Origin of the sequence: Streptomyces sp. NPDC045470 (genome assembly GCF_040646595.1) — a bacterium.
Lineage (GTDB): Bacteria > Actinomycetota > Actinomycetes > Streptomycetales > Streptomycetaceae > Streptomyces.
The window spans coordinates 553078-572452 of record NZ_JBEZAN010000004.1; the positions used below are offsets into that span (position 1 = coordinate 553078).

Genomic DNA, 19375 nt, shown 5'->3' on the forward strand with positions numbered 1-19375 from the left:
GCGTGAACCACCGACAGGAAACCGGCGGCGGGCCCGCCTATCTGTCCCGGACCTGGCTCCTCGTCTGGTTCGTGCTGCAGTGGCCGGTGCTGCCCTGCGCTCTGGCGCTCCTGGTGGCCTGGTACGTCTGCTTGTTCCTCGCGAACGCGGTCGTCGAGACCGAGCCCCGTCTCAGTTACATCGTCCCGCTCTACCTCGGCCCCCGGCGGCTCGCCCGCGAATGGAACCGGAACCCGGGCCGTTGGGAAGACCACTTCCGGGCGCTCCTGCCCGAGCTGCGCAAGGAAGTGCCGAAAATCAAGACACCGCTGGGCCGGCGGGTCGAGTATCCGTTTTCGGGCAGCTTGAAGTACCAGATCAGACACATTCCTGCGGAGCACGGTGAGCACGCCGACATCGCGTTCACGGTCCCCCCGCACCACTACCGCGGATGCGGTCCGGAGGCCGCCCGGCGCATCGCGCGGGCGGACGGCTGGCGGATCCTCGCGCCCGGGACCTCTACGGGGAACGGCCTGGCCCCGGAAGAGCGCCACGGCCTCGTCCTGGCCATCCCGGCCCCGCGCATCGACCCGGCCCCACCCCCCACCACCCCCTCCGGAAAGCCATGAAGAACTCCACCCAGCTCCAGATCGAGATACCGGACGGGTTCCACACCCTCGGCCTCGAAGGCGACGACGCCTACCGTGCGGACTGCATCCGGGAGATGGCGGACCTCGTCTGGTCCGAGGGGACCGATCTCCAGCGCGACACCATGGCGGCCGTGTACGACGAGATGGCCGAGTCCTTCGCCGACGACGGGGCGTTCTACGCCGGTGTCTGCTTCGTGGGCATGGACGACGACCGCGTCAGTACGGCGTCGGTGGTCGCCCGGCTCGACGACGCGGACGCGACCGACGCCGACCTCGTCGCCACCGGTCTGGCGGAGGCGCTGTCCCACACCACGACGGAAGTCAGTGTGACGCGGGTGCCCGCCGGGCCGTGCGTGGTGTCCTTCCACGGCTCGGAATGGGTGCCGGCCGAGGGCGCTGAGCCGCTCGGCATCGCCCGCGTGGACGCGCAGATCCCCGTACCGAGCCGCGCCCAGTTGCTGACGCTCTCCCTCAGCACCCCGTCGCTGACCGATCTGCCGGTGTACGTCAACATGCTGCGTCTCATCGCGGAGACCGTGACGGTCGTGGACGCCGAGTCCCCGTCCGACGGGTCCGGCTCCGGCGCCGAGGTGGTCACCGGACAGCACAACGTCGCGGACGAGATGCGCTCCACCTTCGGCTGAGGCGCGGCGCGACCGTCTGACGCCATGGCGGGCCTGCCGGTCTTTGTGCCGTCTTCCGCCCGATTCAGGCACCTTGACGGTGACCGGTAGGAGATATCGCTCTATGGTCGGGCTGCCCCGCGCGTCGCACGGGGCCACCCGACCGCAGAGAACTGGATGTTCCCACCGTGATAAGACCCCGCCGCGCTGCCCTGTCCGCCGCCTCCCTGATCACCGCGGCCCTGATCGCCCTCTCCGGATGCACACCGGACGGCGGAGCGGACAAGGACGGCGCGGCGAGCCCGTCCGCGACAGCCTCCGCCTCGGCGTCCGCCACGCCTTCGCCGTCCGCGTCGCCGACCGAGAGCCCGAGCCCCAGCGCCACGCCGTCGGCCGCCGCGCCCACGCCCACACCCGAGGCGGCCGAACCGCCCGCGCCGGCGCGCAAGACGCACCGGACCGGCGGAGGTTCGGACTCCGGTTCCGGTGGGACCGGCTCCGGCTCCGGCGGTTCGTCCTCCGGCGGCTCCGGATCGGGTTCCGGCTCCGGTTCCGGCGGTTCCGGGAGCGACGCGTCCGGCGACGTGATCCTCGCGCCGTCCGGCAACCACTACCGCCGCGGCCAGTTCTGCAAGAAGGCCCACCTCGGCCTGACGACGAAGGACGCCCACGGCGCGACGCTGAGCTGCGAGATGCAGAGCGGTCGCCCGCACTGGCAGTGAGCGGTGCCGGCCGGGCGCCCGCACCGACGGTGAGCCCCCGCCGCCCGGCCGCCCTCACACCACGTACGCGGCTATCCGCCGTGCGCACGTAAGGGCATCGGTGACGCCGGTGTCCACTTCGACGTCGTAGCTGACGCCCCGGTGGACCAGTTCGGCCTGCGACGCCGCCATGCCGGTGATCCGGTCGCCGCGCGCGGCCTCGCGGGCGGCGGCCGTCTCCGGGGCGCAGCGCACGCCGACCCACAGCACCGACAGGCCCTTCAGCGTGCGGCGCCAGCGTTCCTGGCCTTCGGCGCCGCCGAGGAAGACCTCGTCCAGGAGGACGCCGGTTCCCGTGCGGGCGACGGCGGCGACGCCTTCCTGCCAGTCGTTCTGGAGGGCGCGGAAGACCGGGCCGACGGTGATGCTGCCGTCGGGGGCGAGGCCGAGGCCCGGTGCGCTGTCGGACGCCTCCGGTACGACGAGCGAGGGTGGCAGGGCCTCGATGAAGGAGTCGACGCCGAACGTCAGCCAGGGCCGGGGCAGGACCTCCTGGAGCTGCCGGATCAGGGTGGACGTGCCGGAGCTGGAGCCGCCGTTCAGGACGACGACGTCGGTGCGGGTGCGGGACGGGCCGGTGGTCATCGGGCCACCGTACGGAGTCAGAGCCGGCCTGTCCGCTGGATTACCGTGACGTCACCGGCCACCCCGAGGATGCCGTACACGGCCTTGGGGTGGCGCTTGCGGGCGTCCTCCAGGGCCTGTTCGGGCTTGCGGCCGTCATTCAGCTCCACGGCGACGTAGTCGGGGTCGATGCCGCGGGTGTCCCCTATCCAGAAGACCCGGGTGCGGTCGGTCAGGCGGGAGATGGGCCGTATGTCGGCCTCGACGGTGGCGCCGTCGGGGATACGTTCCAGCAGGTGCTCGGCGGCCGTCACGGACGGCGGTTTGCGGTAGGTGCCGGCCTCGGTGAGGCGGGCGAGGGGGAGGGTGGTGGTCAGGGCCAGCGCGGCGGCCAGTGCGGCGGCCGGCAGGTGGTGGGCGTAGGCGCGGAGCCAGGGGCGCGCGGAGGCCAGCGTGCGCGGCAGGGCGTCGGCCAGGGCGAGGAAGACCACCGGCATCAGGACGGCGTTGTAGTGCCAGTCGATGCCCCAGTAGTGCGGTTCGTGGGAGAGGAACCGCCAGCCGAGGGTGGGCAGCGCGGCCAGCAGCAGGGGGGAGCGCAGGGCGAGCAGGCCGGTGGTGGGCAGGAGGAGCCAGAGCAGGGTGCGTACGGCGGTGTCCGCCGGGATGCGGGGGGCCGGGCCGCCGGCGCCGCTGAGCTTGGTCCAGTAGTCGTACGAGCCGGACCCGTTGAAGCCGGGGATGATCACGCCGAGGGTGACGGCGGTGGCCGCGAGGCCGAAGGCGACGAGTCCGACGGCGAGCGGCACGGCGCGCCGCGCGCGGACGAGGATCAGCGCGCCGATGACGGCGGCGGTCACCCCCAGGTCCTCCTTGACCAGGACGAGCGGTGCCGCCCAGCACACCGCCGCGGTCCAGCGGCCGCGCAGCACCGCTTCCAGCGCGAAGGCGATCAGCGGTACGGCGAAGGCGACCTCGTGGAAGTCGAAGTCGGCGGCCTTCTGCAGGCCCCAGGACAGTCCGTACGCGACGCCGACGGCCAGGCCGCGGCCCTGCCCCAGGACGCGGACGGCGATCCGGGTCACCGGCACGGCCGAGAGCGCGAAGAGGAACGCCTGCGCGAACAGCAGTGTCTGGGGGCCGGGGAAGAGCCGGTAGAGCGGGGCGAGCAGGGCCAGGACGGGGCTGAAGTGGTCGCCGAGGATGTTGGTGCCGGAGCCCTTGAGGTCGGCGACGGGGGCCCGCAGGTGCGCGTAGGCCCGTACGGCCTGCTCGAATATGCCGAGGTCCCAGGAGGATGTCGCCATCGAGCGGAAGCGCAGGACGGAGACCGTGGCGAACAGGACGAAGAAGGCCGCGGCGGTCCAGTAGGGGAGCAGGCGCGGGCCGAGCAGGGTGGCGGTCCGGGCGCGGAGGCGGCCGGGGGCCGGTGCGCGGCCGCTTCCGGTGACGGGCACGGGCGTCGTCCTGCCGCTGGTCGCGGTTGCTGCGGCCGTGTCCATGGGCGTCCTTACTCTCAACTTCCGAAAAGATATCCGAGGCCGCTGAACCGGCCGGTATTTGTCGCCTGTTTTGAGATGGGATGTCCCTCTTGCACCGGATACGGACCGCATCGTCGCTCCGCACCAGGACCCTGCCCGGCACCCGCCGCGGCGGCGCCGTCGCCGCGGCCGGACTGGCCGCGCTGCTCGCCCTCACCGGCTGCACACCCGGCGGCGGCAAAGGGGGCGGTACGGGAGAAGACGGCGGCCCGGCGTCGTCCGTTCCCGCCGCGGGCGGCACCGCGCTGCACGCCGTCGGCACGCTCACCGTCAAGGGCCGCGCCCCCAAGACCGGTTACGCCCGCGCCCGCTTCGGCACCGCCTGGGCCGACACGGACGGCAACCACTGCGGGACCCGCGACGACATCCTCAAGCGGGACCTGACGGAGGTGCGGTTCACCGACGGGCACTGCAAGGTCGCCTCCGGGACGCTGAAGAAGGACCCGTACACCGGCCGGGCGGTCCAGTACGAGCGCGGGCGCAGCAAGGTGGACATAGACCACCTCGTGGCGCTGTCGGACGCGTGGCAGAAGGGCGCGCAGCAGTGGCCGGGCCGCAAGCGCGTCGCGCTCGCCAACGACCCGCTGAACCTGATCGCCGCCGACTCCTCCGCCAACCGGCAGAAGGGCGACGGGGACGCGGCGACGTGGCTGCCCGCCAACAAGGCGTACCGCTGCGACTACGTGGCGCACCAGGTGGCGGTGAAGAAGAAGTACGGACTGTGGGTGACGCAGGGGGAGAAGGACGCGATGACCCGGGTGCTCGGCGGGTGCCCGAAGCTGAAGCTGCCGGCGGGCGGCGGGCCGACGGAGGCCCCGGAGCGGTTCGCCGCCAAGTAGGGACGGCGTGGGCGGTGTGCGGCAGGCCGCCGGCCCGGTTCCGCGTGCTGCGGTTCCGGGCCGGCGGCCTGTGTGGTGTGCGGGGCCCGCACCCGGGGCGTCGGGTGCGGGCCGAACGGCGCCGGGCCGTCAGAGGGTGAGCTGCCAGTGGGTGGCCTTGTGGTCGAAGCCGGGGCGGACCTCGACGTCCAGGGTCTTCGCGCCGGCCGGCACGTCGAAGGCGTAGTCGGCGGTGGCGGTCTTGCCGGCCGTCAGGGTGCCGCTGAAGCCGGAGTCGGTCTTGCCGTCGTAGATCCGCTCGGCGGTCTTGCCGTCCTTGCCGGCCCGCGCCTCGACGGTCACCAGGTCGCCGGTGACGTCCTTGGTGCCCTTGTTCTCCAGGCGCACGGTGACCTTGTAGGACTTGTTGCCCTGCTTGTGGCCGAGGGCGAACTCGTCGGCGGTGTAGGAGGCCGGCTTGGAGACGGTGACGTTCAGCCCGGTGCCGTAGACGGCGGTGGCGCCGCCCTTGTACTCCTTCGCGGACGCGCCGCCGTCCTTCGGCTTGGCCTCCGAGCCGTCGAGCGCCTTGTTGACCTCCTTCACCGCCTGGTCGACCGCGGTCACGGTGATCACCAGGCCGGCCACCGACGCGATCAGCGCGAGGACGCCGAAGATCGTGCCGGTCAGGGCCACGCCCTTGTTGGTGGCCTGCCTGCGCTTGACCCTGCCGAGTCCCACCAGGCCGAAGATCAGGGCCAGTACGCCGAGGATGCCGGCCAGCCAGAAGAGCAGCGGGATCAGGCCGCTCAGGGTGCCGATGATGCCGAGGGTGAGGGCGGCAATGCCCAGCCCGTTGCGGGCGGCCTGCTGCGGCGGCATGCCCGTCGGGGCCTGCGGCGCGTGCGGGTGGTGCATCTGGTGCGACATGGAGATACGGCCCCTTCCGGGCGCTGGAGCGGGAGATCGGCGGTTCAGGGCACCGGGGTGCGCCACGAGCCGGAGTGAGCCGGTTCCGCCGTGTGAACCGGTGGTGCGGTGGGTCAATAACAGCACTACCTGTGAACCGAGTCAACACGGTTAACGAGGTGGGGTCAATTCACGCCGTGAAGAGGGTGGGGTCGTATTCGTGGGTATGCTCGGCGTCACAGGCAGGTCAGGCGCGAGCGGACGGGAGCCGGCAAGGTGGCGGAGACAGCGGCGACGGACAGCGGACCGACCGACGGCGCGCCCCCCGGGCCCGTGACCGAGGTGACCGCCGCCGGCATCGCCCGGCTGGCCGGTGTCGGCCGCGCCGCGGTCAGCAACTGGCGCCGTCGGCACACCGGCTTCCCCCGGCCCGTCGGCGGTACGGAGACCAGCCCCACCTTCGCCCTCGCCGACGTCGAGCACTGGCTGCGCGCCCAGGGCAAACTCGCCGAGGTGCCGCTGCGCGAACGGGTCTGGCAGCAGCTCGTCTCCCACCCGGCCGGCGCCGCCACCGCCCTGCGGCACGCCGGCGCCGTCCTGCTCTTCGTCCGCGACCGGCCCGCCGCCTGGCGCCGGCTGAACGCGGCCGCCGACGACACCGAGCTGGCCGGCCTGCTGCCCGCCCCCCTCGCCTCGGTCCTCGCCGCCCACCTGGGTCGCCACCACCCCGTGCACGGCCTGACCCGGGACGCCCTCCTGCCGTCCGCCGCCCTCGTGCGGGCCACCGCGGAACTCGCCACCGGCGAGGACGGCGCCGTACCCGCCTTCGAGTTCCTGCTGGGCCGTCACCTGGACGCCAACCCCCGGCAGTACACCCTCACCCCGCCCGGCCCCGCCGCCCTGATGGCCGCGCTGGCCGGACCGGCCCGGACCGTCCTGGACCCGGCGAGCGGCACCGGCAGCCTCCTGGACGCGGCCGCGGACGCCGCCGAGGACACCGCGGAGCTGTACGGGCAGGAGGCCGACCCGGACCTGGCCGCGCTCACCGCGCTGCGCCTGGCGCTGCACGCCCCCGCCGCCCAGGTGCGTGTGCACGCCGCCGACACCCTGCGCGCCGACGCCTTCCCGGAGCTGGCCGCCGACGCCGTCCTCGCCCACCCGCCCTTCAACGAACGCAACTGGGGCCATGACGAACTGGCCTACGACCCACGCTGGGAGTACGGCTTCCCGGCCCGTACGGAGTCCGAACTGGCCTGGGTGCAGCACGCGCTGGCCCGGCTGCGCGAGGGCGGCACCGCCGTCCTGCTGATGCCGCCCGCCGCCGCGTCCCGCCGCTCCGGCCGCCGTATCCGCGCCGACCTGCTGCGCCGCGGCGCCCTGCGCGCCGTGATCGCGCTGCCCGCCGGGGCGGCGCCGCCGTACGGCATCCCGCTGCACCTGTGGGTCCTGCGCAGGCCGGGCGCCGCCGCCCAGCCCTCGCCGCACCTGCTCGTCGTCGACACCGCGGCCCTCACCGCGGGCGGCGCTCCCGGCCGGGACAAGCCCGACTGGCAGGCCGTACGGACCACCGCGCTGGAGGCGTGGGAAGCGTTCGACCGGGACGGCGAGGTCGAGGAACAGCCCGGCGTCCGGCGCTCGCTGGCCGCCATCGACCTGATCGGCGACGACGTGGACCTGGCCCCGGCCCGCCACCTGCCGCCCCCCTCGGCCGCCGGCGGCCTCGCCGAACTGGCCACCGTCCGGCAGCGGCTGGCCGCCACCCTGTCCCGTACGGCCGAACTGACCCCGGAAGCGGCGGGCGGCCCCGAGTCCGCGCCCGCCCGCTGGCCGCTGACCACCGTCGGGGAACTCGCCCGCGCCGGCGCCCTCGTGCTGCGCGCCGGCGGCCCCGGCACCGCGACCGCGGACGCCGCGCCCGCCGTCCTCACCGAGCACGACGTGATCGGCGGCACGGCGCCCAGCGGCGTGCTGCCCGAGGGCGGCGCCGCACCGGCCGAGGAGCCCGTCCTCGTGGCGGCCGGGGACGTCGTGGTGCCCGTCCTGGGCGGCGGTGCCGTCGCCCGTGTCGTCGACGAGGCCACCGCGGGCGCCGCCCTCGGCCGCAACCTCTTCCTCCTGCGGCCCGACCCGGCCGCCCTCGACCCGTGGTTCCTCGCCGGTTTCCTGCGCGGCACCGCCAACACCCGGCAGGCCAGCAGCTACGCGTCCACCGCCACCCGTCTGGACGTCCGCCGCCTCCAGCTCCCCCGGCTGCCGCTGGCCGACCAGCTCCGCTACGGACGGCGCTTTCGCGAACTGGCCGATTTCGAGGAGGCCCTGCGCCTCGCCGCCCGCCTGGGCGAACAGCTCGTCCAGGGGCTCCACGACGGCCTGACGGACGGTTCGGTGACGCCCGGCTGATTCCCTACAACCCCGGCGGCCCCAGCGGAGTCGTATATACGCTCGATCTCACGCATCCGAGCATGTCCCGGCACCGCACACCACCGCCCCACGCCGGGCCTCGATCCGTCAGGAGCAGTCATGCACGGCCCCGTCCCGGCAGCACCGCCGCACCGTCCCGCGTCGCACAGGACGGTCGTCCTGCTGCGGGTGGTCTTCGTGGCGCTGGCCGTGCTCAGCCTCGGCTTCCTGGCCTGGGTGACGCTGCTGCGCGCCGCGCTCGTGCAGCGGCGGCCGCTGGGCTGGTGGGTGTTCGGCGCGGACCTGGCCCTCGTCTTCGCCGCGATCGCGTTGGCCGGCGGCCATGACGAGAACTCCTGGCAGTCGAACGCCGGCGCGGCGCTGATCCTCCTCCAGATGACCGGGGCCGTCGTGTACTACCTCGTCGTCGACGGGCGCGCGCAGCGCGTCACGGCCGACTGGCCGGCGCACGGGGCCCGGGGGACGGCTCCGGCGTACGGCTACCCCGGCTCGGCCCCCGGACCGGCCCCCGCGCCGGGGTACGGCTGTCCCGGTGCGGACGGTGCGGGGTACGGCTACCCCGGGCCGGACGGCGCGGCGTACGGCTACCCCGGACCGCCCCAGGTCCAGGCCCAGGCTCCCGCCCCGGCCCCCATGCCGCCCGCCCCGAACCCGTACACCGGAACGCAGCAGCCGCCCCACCAGCAGCCTCACCCGCACCCCCAGCCCCAGCGCATCGACCGCGTGCGCGCCGAACTGGACGAGCTGAGCGACTACCTCCGCAAGGAGGAGGGCCGTTGAACGGACGTGTCGTCGCCGAGCGCTACGAGCTCTCCGCACTGCTCGGCCAAGGCGGCATGGGCCAGGTCTGGATCGCCTACGACCGCCGCCTCGACCGCCGCGTCGGTGTCAAACTGCTGCGCCCCGACCGGGTGTCCGGCACCCCCGACGCGGAGGAGATGCGCCGCCGCTTCGTCCGCGAGTGCCGCGTCACCGCGCAGGTCGACCACCCCGGCCTGGTCACCGTCCACGACGCGGGCAGCGACGGCGACGACCTCTACCTCGTCATGCAGTACGTCGAGGGCGCCGACCTCGCCGACCACCTGGCCGAGCACGAGCCGTACCCCTGGCCGTGGGCGGTCAGCGTCGCGGCGCAGCTGTGTGCCGTGCTGGCGTCCGTGCACGCCGTGCCGATCATCCACCGCGACCTGAAACCGCGGAACGTGATGGTCAAGCCGGACGGCACGCTGACCGTCCTCGACCTCGGCATCGCCGCCGCCCTGGACACCGACACCACCCGCCTGACCAGCACCGGCTCACCCATCGGCAGCCCCGCCTACATGGCGCCCGAGCAGGCGATGGGCGGCGCGGTCGGTCCGTACACGGATCTGTACGCGCTCGGTGTGCTGCTGCACGAGCTGCTCAGCGGCGAGGTGCCGTTCGCCGGTTCCACGGCGCTGGGCGTGCTGCACCGCCACCTCTACGAGCCGCCCGTGCCGGTGCGCCGCCTCCGGCCGGACGTGCCCGAACAACTGGAGGCGCTGGTCCTGCGGCTGCTCGGCAAGGACCCGCAGGAGCGCCCCGCCGACGCGCAGGAGGTCTACCAGGCACTGGTGCCGCTGCTGCCCACCGCGGCGCAGGGCCGGGCCGGTACGGGCACGGGCGCGCCGATGGATCCGACCCGCCCGTTCCTGCACCCGCACGCGCCGTGGCCCGCCCGCGCGGCGACACCTCCGGCCCCGCAGCCGGTGGTGGCCGCGCCCGCCGTGGCCGCGCCCGCCGTACCGCAGCAGACGGCCGCGGCACCCGCCGCCCACGCCCCGCCGCCCCCGTACCCGCCCGTGGGCGCCGACCCGCGGATGTCCCTGGGAAACGGGGGCTTCCGGGCCCCGGGAACCACCGACCCCCGGACCTCCGGCACCGGCGGCCCCGATGTCGCCGCGGCCGTGGACGAGGTCAAACGCCTCCTGGACCAGGGCCGTATCACCCACGCCGTGGACATCCTCGGTGGCATCCTCCCGGCCGCCGCCGCCCGGCACGGCGCCCACTCGCCGGTCGTACGGACCCTGCGCAAGCAGTACGCGGCCACCCTCATGGACGACGGCCAGTACCGCCGGGCCCTGCCGGAACTGCGCGCACTGGCCGAGGAATTCGGCCGCGACACCGGCCCGGGATCGGCCCGGCAGGCGCTCCAGTTCCACTACGAGGCCGCGCAGTGCCTGGAGCAACTGGGCGAGGTCACCCAGGCACTGGGCGAGTACCGGGCCCTGCTGCCGCACTTCGAGCGCTACCCGGACGACCCCATGAGGCCCCTGGAGATCCGGCGTTCCATCGGCCACCTCCTGCTCGCCCTCGGCGAGCGCGGCGCCGCCCAGGAAACCCTCTCCCGCCTCCTGCACGACGCGGAACGCCTGCACGGCCCGCACGGCGCCTTCCCGGCGGAGGTCCGCCGCACCCTGTACTGGCTGGGCCAGGTACGCGGTTGAATCCCGTACCTTCCCCGTCCCCGAAGAGAAACCGCCTCCCGGGCAACTCGTTGGTCGAATCAGTGGCCCGGACCACGCGGACTCTTTAGCATCGGCATCGATCAACGCCGGTTTTGCCAGGTTGGAAGAGCCGCACGTCGCCGCACCGTTCGCACCCTGCCAGGAGGCTTGATGTTCCGCCGTAGGACCGCGCTTCCCGTTTCCGCCGCTGCCGCCCTGTTGGCCGCCCCGCTGCTCACGGCCTGCGGCACGGAGGCGCACCCCGGCGCCGCGGCCGTGGTGGACGGGCAGCGGATCAGTGTCTCGCAGCTCCAGTCGCGGGTACGGGACGTACGCGCCGCCCAGGAGAAGTCCCCGCAGGCCGCCCAACTGGTGGAGAACACCGGGAAACTGAGCCCGGCCACCCTCAACGGCATGATCTTCGACCGGGTGCTGGAGCGCGGAGCGAAGGACGCCGGGGTCACCGTCTCCCGGCGGGACGTGCAGCAGTGGCGCGCGGCTGCCGAGCGCAGCGCGGGGGGCGCGGACCGGCTCAAGGAGATGTGGCTCCAGCAGGCCATCGCGCCCGGCGAGATCGACGCGGTGGTCCGCAACCAGCTGCTGCTGGACGGCGTCGCCAAGAGCATCGGCGCCGACCGGGGGCAGCCGCGGGGCCAGCAGCGGCTCGCCGAGTCGCTCGCCGAGACGTCCCGGAAGATGCGCATCGACGTCAATCCGCGCTACGGGAAGTGGGACGACAGTCAGGTCGTCCTCGGCGGGACGAAGGAGCCGTGGGTCAAGGACGTGACGGGCGCGGGGCCGCAGCAGACCTGAGAGCCCGGGTCATGACCCGGCCGGGGGCGGAGCGCGTACGAGGTCGTGCGTTACGTTCGTCGGGTGAACGCTGACGCCACCGACGCCCCCGGCACTCCGCAGGCCCCGGCCCCCGGCCGCCTGGTCCTGCTCACGACCAGCCACCGGGTCGCGCCCGGCCTGCTGTCCTGGCCCGCGTGGCAGACGCTGCGCGCCGCCGGCCTCGTGCTGTGCGCCGACGCCGCCCACCCGCAGTTGCCGTATCTGCGCGAGGCGGGCGTCGCGGTCGGTACGGAGGTGCCGGGCGCCCGTGAGCTGGTGGAGTTCTGCCGGGCCGGGAACCGTACGGCGGTCGTGATCACCTCGGCCGACGGTGACTCGGAGCTGACCGACGGCCTGGCCCGGATGGCGGGCTCCGGCCGGGAGACCATGCCGGACCTGGAGCTGCTGCCGGGCTCGTACGACCTGCCGGGCGCCCGCCTGCTCGACCTCGTCCAGGTCATGGACCGGATCCGCCGGGGCTGCCCGTGGAGCGCGGTGCGCACCCACCAGGACCTGGCGAAGTACGGCATCGAGGAGATGTACGAGCTGGTCGAGGCCATCGAGGACGGCGACCGGGAGGCGGTGCGCGAGGAGCTGGGCGATGTGCTCCTCCAGGTCGTCTTCCACGCCCGGATCGCGCAGGACGACCCGGACGAGCCGTTCTCCGTCGACGACGTGGCGGGCACGATCGTGGAGAAGCTGATCCACCGCCATCCGCACATCTTCGGCGAGGACGAGGCGCACACCCCCGAGGACGTCAAGGAGCACTGGACGCGGACGAAGGCGGCCGAGAAGCAGCGCGCCTCGGTCACCGAGGGCATCCCGCTCGGCCAGCCCGCCCTGGCGCTGGCCGGCAAGCTGGCCTCGCGGGCGCGTGCGGCCGGTATCGACGCCCTCCCGGCGGGCGAGGGCATCGGGTACGAGCTGCTCGCTCTCGCCGTACGGGCCGAGGCTGCCGGCACGGACCCCGAGACCGCGCTGCGCGCCGCCGCCCGCGCCTACCGGGACGTGATCCGCTCCGCCGAGGAGGCTGCCTCCGGCGCCGGGGACTGAGCCCTGGACCGGGCGCCCCGGTTCCGCAGCCGATCGGCCGTCCAGACGGCGGCCACGGCCGCGCTCACCGCCGCGCCCACGCCGCACACCCCGGCCCAGCCGGCCGCGCCCCATACCGCCGAGGTGAGCGCCGAGCCGGCCGCGCCGCCGACGAAGTAGCTGGTCATGTAGGCGGAGTTGAGGCGGTTACGGGCCTCCGGGCGCACCGCGTAGACCAGGTTCTGGTTGCTGATGTGCACCGCCTGCACCGCCGCGTCCAGGACGACCACCCCGGCCAGCAGGGCCACCAGCGACCAGGCACCGCCCGCGCCCCCGGCCGCCAGCAGCGCCCAGGAACCGAGCAGCAGGAACGCGCCCGCGCCGGTGACCCGGTGGGCCAGCCCCCGGTCGGCCAGCCGGCCGGCGGCCGAGGCGGACAGCGACCCGGCCGCGCCCACCAGGCCCAGCAGCCCGATCGCCGTCTCCGACCAGCCGTAGGAGGGGCCGGACATCAAGAAGGCCATCGCCGTCCACAGCACACTGAACGCGGCGAAGGACAGCGCGCCGAGCGCGGCCCGCCGGCGCAGCACCGGTTCCTGCCCGAAGAGGGCGAGCGTGGAGCGGATCAGCGCGGGGTAGCGCAGTCCGGCGCCGGTGTGCAGCGCGGGCAGCCGCAGCCGCAGCAGTACGGCCATCAGCAGCATCAGGCCCGCGTTGACCCAGTAGACGGTGCGCCAGCCGCCGAGGTCGGCCAGCAGCCCGCTGGCCGTACGGGCCAGCAGGATGCCCAGCAGCAGCCCGGTCATGACGGTGCCGACCGTACGGCCGCGTTCGGCGGGCGGGGCGAGGGAGGCCGCGTACGGGACGACCACCTGGGCGGCGACGGAGGTCAGACCGGTGAGGGCGGTGCCGACCAACAACAGCGTCCCGTTGGGGGCGCTCGCCGTCACGGTCAGGAAGACCGCGGTGGCCGCGGTCAGGCCCACCGCCAGCCGCCGCCGTTCCAGCAGGTCACCGAGCGGCACGAGGAACAGCAGCCCGAGCCCGTAGCCGACCTGCGCGACGGTCACCACCAGCGCGGCGGTGGCCGCCCCCAGGTGGAGGTCGTGTCCTATGACGTCCAGCAGCGGCTGGGCGAAGTAGTTGCCCGCCACCGACAGGCCGGTCGCCACGGACATCAGCAGCAGCGTGCCGCGCCCCAGCCCGGGATGCCCCTCTACCTGGGAAGCCATCGGGTCCCTTTCTCCATGACGCGTCACCCGTTCGGTGGTGCTCGGACCCTCAGCCTCCGCCGCGCCGGACGATGAGTCCAACACATAGTTTTCATCGCATCCATCGCGAAACACGATGGATGCGCTCCGCCGGCCGTTCCCGGCTGGCTACGCTCCCCGCCATGGAGCTGCAACAGATGCGGTACGTGGTCGCGGTCGCCGAGACCGGCGGCTTCACCCGCGCCGCCGAACGCTGCCACGTCGCGCAGTCCGCGCTCAGCCACCAGATCGCCCGCCTGGAGAAGGAGCTGGGCGCCCGGCTCTTCCACCGGACGAGCCGCAGCGTGCGGCTGACGGCCGCGGGGGAGGCGTTCGTGCCGGCCGCCCGGCAGGCGCTGGAGGCGGCCGAGCGGGCCCGCGCCGAGGTGGAGGCGGCAGTCGGCGAGGTACGCGGCCGGTTGGCAGTGGGGGCGATCTCCACCGTCGCGGCCGTCGACCTGGCCCGCGAGCTGGGCGCCTACCGCGCCCGCTACCCGCAGGTGCGCATCAGCCTGCGCACGGAGATGAGCGAGCAGCTCATCGACCAGGTCCGGCAGGGCTCGCTGGACGTCGCCTTCGTCGGCCTGGTGCCCGGCGCCCGCAGTCCGGGCGTACGGGAGCGGGCCCTGGCCCACGGCGAGCTGGTCGCCGTCGTACCGCCGGACCACCCGCTGGCGGGCCGGGAGTGGACGGACCTGCGGCGGCTGGCCGAGGAGACCTTCGTGGACTTCACGGCCGGGTCGGCGGCGCGCCGCCAGCGGGACGAGGCGTTCCGCGCGGCGGGCCTGACGACCGAGGTGGCCTTCGAGGTGACCACCGTGGAGTTCCTGGCCAAGCTGGTCCGCGCCGGGCTCGGCATCGGCATGGTGCCGCTGGCGTTCGCCGCGGAACTGACCGGGCTGAGCGTGGTGCGCGTCCCCGACGCGCCCGCCCGGGTCGAACGCGTCGTCTGGAGCGCCCGCGGGCCCTCCCCGGCGGCCGCGGCCTTCCTCGACGCGCTGGGCGTGGACCCTTCCGAGCCGGACCCGGGCCCTGCCGTACGCGGGCCGGACCCGGACCCCGTCGTACGCCGGCCGGACCCGGGATCGGCCGTACGGGGGACATGAGCCCGTACCCCGAGCCGGTGACCAGGGCGTTCGCACGGGTGGCGGCCTCCGGGGCGGGCGCCGTGGCCGCCCGCGCATCGTCCCCGCCCACCCGGGTACCCGGGTCCAATGGCAGCAACGATCGCTTCGACCACACCGGCCCAGGACGTGACCTCCGTCCAGCAGGCCGTGGACTTCACGCGGGACATGGTCGTCGGCACCGGTCCGCTGATCGCCGGGATCGTCATCGTCGCGGGGCTGATCCTCGCCGTGGTCTACGGCAGGCGCCGCCGGGACCGTGAGCCCGACCCGCCCGAGCCGGAGACCCAGCCGACACCGCCCAAGAACCCGACCGGGTACGAGAGCGAGCTGCGCGACCCGAACGAGGTGCCGCGCGACGGCGACCACCGGCTGACCCCGCACGAACTGCCGGACTACGGCAACGCCCCCACCCGGCACGGCGACGACCAGGACCGGGAGCGCAAGCGCTGGCAGGACGGGCACAGCGGGTCCTTCGGCGGGGGTTAACGTCGAGGGGTGCGCCCGCAGACCCCTCTCCCCGCCGAATCTCCCGCCGACCCCGCTGCCGGTCTCCCCGCCGGCGAGCGGCCCGCCGACCCCTCCGGGGCCGGGCCCGCCTGCCCCGTGACCGGCCCCGCGGCCGCCCCCGCCTGCCCGGAACTGTTCACCTGGGAGTTCGCCTCCGACCCGTACCCGGCGTACGCCTGGCTGCGCGAGCACGCGCCCGTACACCGGACACGGCTGCCCAGCGGCGTCGAGGCCTGGCTGGTGACCCGGTACACGGACGCGCGGCAGGCGCTCGCCGACACCCGGCTGTCGAAGAACCCGGTGCACCACAGCGAGGCCGCGCACGGCAAGGGCAAGGTCGGCATCCCCGGCGAACGCGGCGCGAACCTGATGACCCATCTGCTCAACATCGACCCGCCGGACCACACCCGGCTGCGCCGGCTGGTCTCCAAGGCGTTCACCCCGCGCCGCATCGCCCGGTTCGCGCCGCGCGTACAGGAACTGACCGACGCGTTCATCGACTCCTTCGCGGAGCGCGGCGAGGCCGACCTCATCCACGAGTTCGCCTTCCCGCTGCCCATCTACGCCATCTGCGACCTGCTCGGCGTCCCGCGCGAGGACCAGGACGACTTCCGCGACTGGGCCGGGATGATGATCCGGCACGGCGGCGGGCCGCGCGGCGGCGTCGCCCGGTCGGTGAAGAAGATGCGCGGCTACCTCGCCGAGCTGATCCACCGCAAGCGCGAGTCGCTGGGCGACGAAGGCGCCGACGACCTGATCTCCGGCCTGATCCGCGCCTCCGACCACGGCGAGCACCTGACCGAGAACGAGGCCGCCGCGATGGCCTTCATCCTCCTGTTCGCCGGCTTCGAGACCACCGTCAACCTCATCGGCAACGGCGTGTACCAGTTGCTGCGCCACCCCGAGCAGCGGCAGTTGCTCCAGAAGGCCGCCGCCGAGGGCGACGAGGAGCTGCTCGCCACCGGCGTCGAGGAGCTGCTGCGCTACGACGGCCCGGTCGAGCTGGCCACCTGGCGCTTCGCCACCCGGGACCTCACCCTCGGCGGGCAGCGGATCGCCGAGGGCGACCCGGTCCTGGTCGTCCTGGCCGCCGCCGACCGCGACCCCGGGCGTTTCCCGGGGCCGGACGTCCTGGACCTGTCCCGCCGCGACAACCAGCACCTCGGATACGGCCACGGCATCCACTACTGCCTGGGCGCGCCGCTGGCCCGCCTCGAAGGGCAGACCGCGATAGCCACCCTGCTGAACCGGCTGCCGGACCTCCGGCTCGGCGCCGACCCGGACGAACTGCGCTGGCGCGGCGGACTGATCATGCGCGGGCTGCGGGCCCTGCCGGTGGAGTTCACCCCCGTACAGAGATGACGCGGTACCCGTACACGCGGTTCCGCGCACCCGCTGTACATGACATCCCGTCAGGCCGTGACCTGCGCGTGATCTCCGCTACACCGGCTTGTGACGGACGGGCCGTCCCGCTACTTTCAACCGTTTGAAAGGCCGGGGCGGGCGGCGCGGCAGCGCACGGGCCACGCAGCCGACGGTGCCGGCCTCTCGACGACAACTCAACCGCCGCTCGAAAGGCAACCGCATGCGCTCCGGGAACGGCCGTCACCGACGCCCCCGCCAGGCTCCGGCCATCTTCGTCACGGCGGGAGTCGCCGGCGGCGCCCTCGCCATGCCCCTGCTCGCCGCGAGCAGCGCCAACGCCGCCGACGCGGCCACCTGGGACCGCGTCGCGCAGTGCGAGAGCAGCGGGGTGTGGAGCGCCAACGCCGGCAACGGGTTCTACGGCGGGCTCCAGCTCACCCAGGAGATGTGGGACCGCTACGGCGGCCCGTCGTACGCCTCGCGCCCCGACCTGGCCAGCCGGTCGCAGCAGATAGCCGTCGCCGAGTCGATCCTCGCCGCGCGCGGCCCCGACACCTGGCCGAGCTGCGCGGTGAACGCGGGGCTCAAGCAGGGGGGCAGCGGGCCGGACGTCGACCCGGGCGGTACGGCGACGCCGTCCCCGGAGCCCTCCTCGCCGTCCCCGTCCACCCCGCCGCCCTCGTCCGAGCCGTCCAAGCCGTCCAAGCCGTCCGGGACGCCGGGATCCGGCGGTACGCGCACCCCGGAGCCGAAGCCGTCGCCCACCGGTCCGGCCGGCACCCCGGACCCGTCCCGTACGCCGGATCCGTCCGGCACGGGCCGTACGCAGGACCCGTCGCGGCCCACCGGCCCGGCCACCCCGGACGACGGCGCCTCCACGAGCCCCACCGCGCCCCCGTCGCAGGGCAAGCACCGCGGCCGGCCCGCCGAGCAGCCCGGCACGGGTGCGGGTACGGGCGCGGACACGGGTGCCGGCGGGGGCACGGGCTCCGGCGACGCGGGCCGGTCCGGCGGGGGGCACCCCTCGCGGGGCGGCGACGCGCACCGTACGGACCCGGGCGCGCCGGGCGACTACACCGTGCGGCCCGGTGACAACCTGTCAGTCATCGCGGCGGACCGCGGGGTCACCGGGGGCTGGCCGGCGCTCTACGCGGCCAACAAAGGCGTCATCGGGGGCGATCCGGACCTTATCCACCCTGGTCAGCGCCTTGAGCTCGGAGACCAGCAGGGATAGTTCGCAGGTATTTGCCCGCTTTGGTGAAAGTGAGACATGGATCTCGTTCGGGACCGCGGTGACCGTCCCGTCCGTTGTTTCCAAACCTGCGGCGACCTGCGGAAATGTGATGATCCTGTGATGTCTGGGGGTCAACTGGCCTCAGATGTAGGGGTTTGAACCCGCGGGGTGTTCCTGTTTACCGTCTTCATCGCTCGCCAAAGCGGGCCCTTCGATCGCACGCCGAATCCTGCCGGTGGTCGGAGGTCACTCGACGCGAGAGCGCCGAAGGCAGGAGCGGGGGACCCAAGGTAAGCGCCGGCCCCGCCCGCGGAAGCGGGTCCAACCGGCTAGGGGTGAAGCCATGTGTGAAGCACACACGGCCGGGCAACTCACATGGCCCGAACCCGACAGCTCACCTCGCAGGCGTCGGTGAGGAACAACCATGCTGAACACCAAGGGCAAGCACCGTCGTCCCTCCAAGGCCGTCCGCGTCGCCACGCTGGCGGGCGTCGCCGGTGCCGCTGTGGCCGTCCCGCTGATGGGCGCCACCTCTGCCTCCGCCGCGGGCAACAACTGGGACGCCGTCGCCCAGTGCGAGTCCGGTGGCAACTGGTCGATCAACACCGGTAACGGCTACTACGGTGGCCTGCAGTTCTCGAACTCCAGCTGGGCCGCCGCCGGCGGTACCCAGTACGCCCCGCGCGCCGACCAGGCCAGCAAGAGCCAGCAGATCGCCGCGGCCGAGCGCCTGCTCGCCATCCAGGGCCCGGGTGCCTGGACCTGCGCCGGCGGCCACCTCGGCCAGGGCAACGCGAACGCCAAGGCCGACGGCGGCTCGTCGCAGGGCAGCAGCTCGCACAAGTCGTACAAGTCGAAGCGCTCCTACTCCGCCCCGCAGAACACCTCGCGCTCCGAGGCCCGCAAGCAGGGCGAGGAGCTGGCCCGCAAGACCCCGGCCCCGGCCCAGAAGTCCACGCCGAAGTCGAACCCCGAGGGCAACTACACCGTGAAGTCCGGTGACACCCTCGCCAAGATCGCCGCTTCCCACGGCAAGAACTGGAAGTCGGTCTACGCGAACAACAAGTCCGTCATCGGCGGCAACCCCAACCTGATCTTCCCGGGCCAGAAGCTGGCCGTCTGAGCCGGCTCCGGTCCTGAGAGATCCCGGGTGACCGTGGCACTCCGTACGTACGGCGGTACGTACGGGCGGCCCGGCTCCCCGGAAGCCGCTCACCCCGGGAATCCGCTCTTCCCGTGAGACTGCCCCGTCACGGCGCCTGTCCCCCGCAGGCGCCGCGGCGGGGCTTCTCCCG

The 19375-nt window shown here is 73.9% G+C and carries 18 protein-coding genes and 1 riboswitch; of the genes, 14 read left to right on the plus strand and 4 right to left on the minus strand.

All coding sequences use genetic code 11. The features are described from left to right. The first annotated feature begins 2 nt into the window (after positions 1-2). The 3 genes from AB0A97_RS16810 to AB0A97_RS16820 all read left to right on the plus strand — a co-directional run bounded on the left by AB0A97_RS16810 (position 3) and on the right by AB0A97_RS16820 (position 1974). Positions 3-608 (plus strand): hypothetical protein, encoded by a 606-nt coding sequence (locus tag AB0A97_RS16810; protein ID WP_361149878.1) that lies wholly within the window; start codon positions 3-5, stop codon positions 606-608. Continuing rightward, positions 605-1273: a hypothetical protein gene (locus tag AB0A97_RS16815; RefSeq protein WP_361149880.1), complete on the plus strand. Its 669-nt coding sequence runs from the start codon at positions 605-607 to the stop codon at positions 1271-1273. The genes AB0A97_RS16810 and AB0A97_RS16815 overlap by 4 nt, the downstream gene beginning before the upstream one ends. Before the next feature lie 167 nt (positions 1274-1440). Continuing rightward, the gene (locus AB0A97_RS16820) at positions 1441-1974 is read left to right on the plus strand and encodes a hypothetical protein (protein WP_361149883.1); all 534 of its coding nucleotides are present in this window, start codon (positions 1441-1443) and stop codon (positions 1972-1974) included. Between the two features lie 54 nt (positions 1975-2028). Here the strand turns inward: AB0A97_RS16820 and cpt are convergent, their stop codons facing one another. Together cpt and AB0A97_RS16830 are read right to left on the minus strand one after the other, a co-directional pair. Further along, positions 2029-2598: a chloramphenicol phosphotransferase CPT gene (cpt, locus tag AB0A97_RS16825; RefSeq protein ID WP_361149885.1), complete on the minus strand. Its 570-nt coding sequence runs from the start codon at positions 2596-2598 to the stop codon at positions 2029-2031. Positions 2599-2615: 17 nt separating this feature from the next. Further along, a complete protein-coding gene (locus AB0A97_RS16830; RefSeq protein ID WP_361149887.1) occupies positions 2616-4079 on the minus strand; it encodes a DUF2079 domain-containing protein in 1464 nt (487 codons plus the stop codon). A gap of 80 nt (positions 4080-4159) precedes the next feature. On the opposite strand from AB0A97_RS16830, the gene AB0A97_RS16835 reads away from it, so the two are divergent. Further along, positions 4160-4957, plus strand: a complete 798-nt coding sequence (locus tag AB0A97_RS16835) for an HNH endonuclease family protein (RefSeq protein WP_361149889.1) — start codon at positions 4160-4162, stop codon at positions 4955-4957. Positions 4958-5086: 129 nt separating this feature from the next. Here the strand turns inward: AB0A97_RS16835 and AB0A97_RS16840 are convergent, their stop codons facing one another. Next, complete coding sequence (locus AB0A97_RS16840) at positions 5087-5866, minus strand: DUF4190 domain-containing protein (protein WP_361149891.1); 780 nt, start codon at positions 5864-5866, stop codon at positions 5087-5089. A 321-nt stretch (positions 5867-6187) separates the two neighbouring features. Between AB0A97_RS16840 and AB0A97_RS16845 the strand changes: the two genes are divergently transcribed. From AB0A97_RS16845 to AB0A97_RS16865, 5 genes are all read left to right on the plus strand, one after another. Continuing rightward, entirely contained in the window at positions 6188-8245 is a 2058-nt protein-coding gene (locus tag AB0A97_RS16845) for an N-6 DNA methylase (RefSeq protein WP_361150211.1), read from the plus strand. A 120-nt stretch (positions 8246-8365) separates the two neighbouring features. Continuing rightward, positions 8366-9046 (plus strand): hypothetical protein, encoded by a 681-nt coding sequence (locus AB0A97_RS16850; RefSeq protein WP_361149893.1) that lies wholly within the window; start codon positions 8366-8368, stop codon positions 9044-9046. Further along, positions 9043-10731 (plus strand): serine/threonine-protein kinase, encoded by a 1689-nt coding sequence (locus tag AB0A97_RS16855; protein ID WP_361149895.1) that lies wholly within the window; start codon positions 9043-9045, stop codon positions 10729-10731. Before AB0A97_RS16850 ends, AB0A97_RS16855 begins: the two co-directional genes overlap by 4 nt. 171 nt (positions 10732-10902) lie before the next feature. Beyond that, a complete protein-coding gene (locus AB0A97_RS16860; RefSeq protein WP_361149897.1) occupies positions 10903-11544 on the plus strand; it encodes a SurA N-terminal domain-containing protein in 642 nt (213 codons plus the stop codon). A gap of 63 nt (positions 11545-11607) precedes the next feature. Beyond that, positions 11608-12618, plus strand: coding sequence for a nucleoside triphosphate pyrophosphohydrolase (locus AB0A97_RS16865; protein ID WP_361149899.1), 1011 nt, complete (start codon positions 11608-11610; stop codon positions 12616-12618). Here AB0A97_RS16865 and AB0A97_RS16870 read toward each other — a convergent pair. After that, the gene (locus AB0A97_RS16870) at positions 12564-13829 is read right to left on the minus strand and encodes an MFS transporter (protein WP_361149901.1); all 1266 of its coding nucleotides are present in this window, start codon (positions 13827-13829) and stop codon (positions 12564-12566) included. The two genes, AB0A97_RS16865 and AB0A97_RS16870, sit on opposite strands and share 55 nt — an antisense overlap. A gap of 161 nt (positions 13830-13990) precedes the next feature. Between AB0A97_RS16870 and AB0A97_RS16875 the strand changes: the two genes are divergently transcribed. From AB0A97_RS16875 to AB0A97_RS16895, 5 genes are all read left to right on the plus strand, one after another. Further along, positions 13991-14953, plus strand: coding sequence for a LysR family transcriptional regulator (locus tag AB0A97_RS16875; RefSeq protein WP_361149904.1), 963 nt, complete (start codon positions 13991-13993; stop codon positions 14951-14953). Between the two features lie 108 nt (positions 14954-15061). Then, a complete protein-coding gene (locus AB0A97_RS16880) occupies positions 15062-15460 on the plus strand; it encodes a DUF6479 family protein (protein ID WP_361149906.1) in 399 nt (132 codons plus the stop codon). A 117-nt stretch (positions 15461-15577) separates the two neighbouring features. Next, entirely contained in the window at positions 15578-16843 is a 1266-nt protein-coding gene (locus AB0A97_RS16885) for a cytochrome P450 (RefSeq protein ID WP_361150213.1), read from the plus strand. A gap of 223 nt (positions 16844-17066) precedes the next feature. After that, the gene (locus AB0A97_RS16890; protein WP_361149909.1) at positions 17067-18080 is read left to right on the plus strand and encodes a transglycosylase family protein; all 1014 of its coding nucleotides are present in this window, start codon (positions 17067-17069) and stop codon (positions 18078-18080) included. Positions 18081-18290: 210 nt separating this feature from the next. Next, a riboswitch (cyclic di-AMP (ydaO/yuaA leader) is annotated at positions 18291-18503 on the plus strand. Between the two features lies 1 nt (position 18504). Further along, on the plus strand, positions 18505-19203 hold the full coding sequence (locus AB0A97_RS16895; protein WP_361149912.1) for a transglycosylase family protein: 699 nt from the start codon (positions 18505-18507) through the stop codon (positions 19201-19203). Positions 19204-19375: the final 172 nt, after the last annotated feature.